The following is a 2904-nucleotide window of genomic DNA, read 5'->3' on the forward strand; positions in this document are numbered from 1 at the left end:
AAATTTGCACAAATGTGCTCCTTCATTATATAGGAGGGTGGGTCAGTCATGTCTTAATTGGATCAAATTCATGTCCGAGGCGGATCAAAAAGATGGCACAACTGGTTCAATCGGATGGCTGTAATCAGAATCAATCAAAGTGGTCATTTTACATCTCCTCCCTTCTTCCTTATTATTTAATAGACCACTCTTCATAAATCTAGTAAATATTACCAAGTTACACAAGGCAGAAGTATTAAAGGAAATTTGTTCGAAATTTAATTATCATCATGATACCAAAACGTAAATAAGCCCCCTGGAGAAGGGAGCTAAGAATAAAGATATTAGTATTTACTTTAATTAAAATCTACTCTTCAAAGCTTACTCAAATCCTAAGTATTCTTCTAACGTTAACCCTTGTTCATGAATTACTTTGGCTGGCTCTTTGCCTACAAACCGAAGATGCCATGGCTCGTATTGATAACCTGTAATTTTTTCTTTATCTTTCGGATAACGAATGATAAAACCAAACTGCGCAGCATTTTCCTTAATCCATTGACCCTCAGGTGTATCTTCAAATGAGGTAACTAATTGAAAGTTCACTTCCGGAGTAGTAACATCCATTGCTAGACCAGTTTGGTGCTCACTATGCCCAGCATTCGCACTTACTCGACTTGCCTTTTCTTCACCGCTTCTCTCAACATAATACGCAAAGATACTCTCCTGTCGTTCATAAGAGCGATACCCGGATTGAGCATAAAGATTTAAGTTTTTTGGCTTTTTCAAATAAATCTTCAAGTGCTGTCGCTGCTTCCTGTCGCATTAAGCGTTGAGGCAGCTCCTCTATGAACGGAAAGGGTACATTTGGATCAACTAAATCCGAAGGTACATAGTCTTTTGGTAAATCCCGCTCTTTATTTACCAATAAAAGAACATCATCTAATTGCTCTTCCGTGTAAGATTCCCATGGTTTATCTTTAGCAAAATCTTCTTGGGATTGTTTGCCTTTATCGAAACTATTTTTTATTGGAGCACTATCTAAATCACCGTTCTTATTCTTCATTTTTTCGTCGTCTGTTGATAAGTAATCACTTAATAACATTTATTTATTTTCTTCTTTTGTAGAATCTGTTAATAGTGAATTTTCTTTATAAATTACAATTAAGATTACAAATACCACTGCTAGTGCAGCAATGTAAAAATACCTCATTTAATACAATACCTATCCTTTCTGTGTTATTACTGCAATTACAACTTAGCGAGATTTCAGGTCTTAAACTTTATTAGTAAGTGGCTTATTCATACAGAAGTGGGTTGCTTCCTTTTTTTCCAAACAACAAAAATTAAATAAATCGCTGCAATGCTAAGGATCATTTTTCCTTGCCACTCAAATTGAGTAATCTGATAAACTGAATACGCTTCAATCAAAAGCGCAGGTATTTTACCTATTGAGCTTGCAATAGCAAAAGTGATAAATGAGACACTACCAATGGCTCCAGCAAGAGTAACCAGACCTGAAGGAACAAAAGGAAGAAGGCGAAGGGATAAAATTAAATAAAAGGCATCTTTTCCTTTTAAATGTACTAACCGTTTTAATTTCGGATACTTGTCCAATGGCTTCTGAGAAAATTGTTTTAACCCTTTTCGATACAAATAAAATGCTATGATGGCTCCGAGTGCCTCTCCAACAAAAGAAATAATTGTCCCCATCCAGAACCCGAAAAAGATAAGATTCGCTGCAGTCACAAAGAAACTTGGAATAACTCCTAATACTGCAACAATAATACTAATTCCAATACTAATTAAGATTGCAAAGTGTTCATACTCTTGAAAGTAATATATAAGTCGATCTTCCATTTTCCCCTCCTCTATTTATCTTCATAATGATTTAAACCCTCGTATTTTTAATAGATCTCCATAGACCCTTACGTTTTATTTTTCGTGTATTGTTACTCTGATCAAGAACTATTATTCTATCGTTCAATTATGTAGAAAATATGAAGTTTTTTAAATTTTGGTATTATCTATAGTAACTTTGTTTATAGACAACAAAAGACTCCTACAACAAATTGATAGGAGTCAATGCCATTATTCTTTCATGCGTCATTTGTTTTCTTCAATTACCAACATTACATTAATCTTTTACAATGATTACTCTATAACATGAGCATTTTCCTTAAGATGACTTTGACTTTTTTAGTTCCTCTAAAGATGCAGTCAACTTTTTATTTTCTTCCATTAACTTACTCATTTGTTTATGTGCTCGCTGCCAATCTTCAGATGAGTTAATTAAATTCTCATTCTTATTTTTTTGCGTCCCATTAGGGGTACTCTGCTTAGCCATCTTGACGGCTTTCCAACAGAAGAACAGACAAACGATTTTAATCGCAATAAATACTAGTAAAAATGTGTTCAAATGTGTTCAATTGTTACAACTCCTTTCGTAATCCTTCCATTTCTTTCAATAGTTTTTGATTATCCTTTTCTATTTTCTCTATTTGTGAATGCATTTTTTGTAACTCGATCGATTCAGAAACTGATTCTTCGTTGTTTACTGGATTAGCAGTTATGTTTTTTTTAGGCGAACAACAGGTAGAACTTCCACCGTGCTTGCCCATGCCTTTAACACAAGTCAGGATTAAGAGCACAAGAACACCAAGTAAAAGAAATGTAACTAAATCCATTTTTCCAAACCCCTTTCATTAATTCGGTTCCCTACAGAACTTTAAGGATCTTTCATAAAAAATGTAACAAAAGAATTTGATGGAAATATGAAGAAATACAAAAGATTAATACTTGAGTCAATTTCATAATTTGAACCCTTAGTCTCGCAAGGTTTTCAAGGCACGAAAAAAGGAGTACCTCCCCAAAAGTCGAATGAGTTAAGTGACGAAACAAAACTACAGACTGGAGGAAGACTCCCTA

The 2904-nt window shown here is 34.2% G+C and carries 5 protein-coding genes; all 5 read right to left on the reverse strand.

The window, feature by feature from the left end:
* Window positions 1–360: 360 nt before the first annotated feature.
* Window positions 361–777, reverse strand: a complete 417-nt coding sequence (locus M3212_RS21505) for a M15 family metallopeptidase (protein ID WP_251195960.1) — start codon at window positions 775–777, stop codon at window positions 361–363.
* A complete protein-coding gene (locus M3212_RS21510) occupies window positions 710–1081 on the reverse strand; it encodes a hypothetical protein (protein WP_251195961.1) in 372 nt (123 codons plus the stop codon). Before M3212_RS21510 ends, M3212_RS21505 begins: the two co-directional genes overlap by 68 nt.
* A 197-nt stretch (window positions 1082–1278) precedes the next feature.
* Complete coding sequence (locus M3212_RS21515) at window positions 1279–1836, reverse strand: TVP38/TMEM64 family protein (protein WP_251195962.1); 558 nt, start codon at window positions 1834–1836, stop codon at window positions 1279–1281.
* 319 nt (window positions 1837–2155) lie between these two features.
* Window positions 2156–2323: a hypothetical protein gene (locus M3212_RS21520; RefSeq protein WP_251195963.1), complete on the reverse strand. Its 168-nt coding sequence runs from the start codon at window positions 2321–2323 to the stop codon at window positions 2156–2158.
* An 85-nt stretch (window positions 2324–2408) separates the two neighbouring features.
* The gene (locus tag M3212_RS21525; RefSeq protein WP_003322329.1) at window positions 2409–2663 is read right to left on the reverse strand and encodes a hypothetical protein; all 255 of its coding nucleotides are present in this window, start codon (window positions 2661–2663) and stop codon (window positions 2409–2411) included.
* Window positions 2664–2904: the final 241 nt, after the last annotated feature.

Origin of the sequence: Halalkalibacter oceani (assembly GCF_023715705.1) — a bacterium.
GTDB classification, from domain to species: domain Bacteria; phylum Bacillota; class Bacilli; order Bacillales; family Bacillaceae_D; genus Halalkalibacter; species Halalkalibacter oceani_A.

Coding starts and splice junctions, on each gene's coding strand:
- M3212_RS21510 (WP_251195961.1), bottom strand. CDS start 1,081: ATGTTATTAAGTGATTACTTATCAACAGACGACGAAAAAATGAAGAAT.
- M3212_RS21515 (WP_251195962.1), bottom strand. CDS start 1,836: ATGGAAGATCGACTTATATATTACTTTCAAGAGTATGAACACTTTGCA.
- M3212_RS21520 (WP_251195963.1), bottom strand. CDS start 2,323: ATGGCTAAGCAGAGTACCCCTAATGGGACGCAAAAAAATAAGAATGAG.
- M3212_RS21525 (WP_003322329.1), bottom strand. CDS start 2,663: ATGGATTTAGTTACATTTCTTTTACTTGGTGTTCTTGTGCTCTTAATC.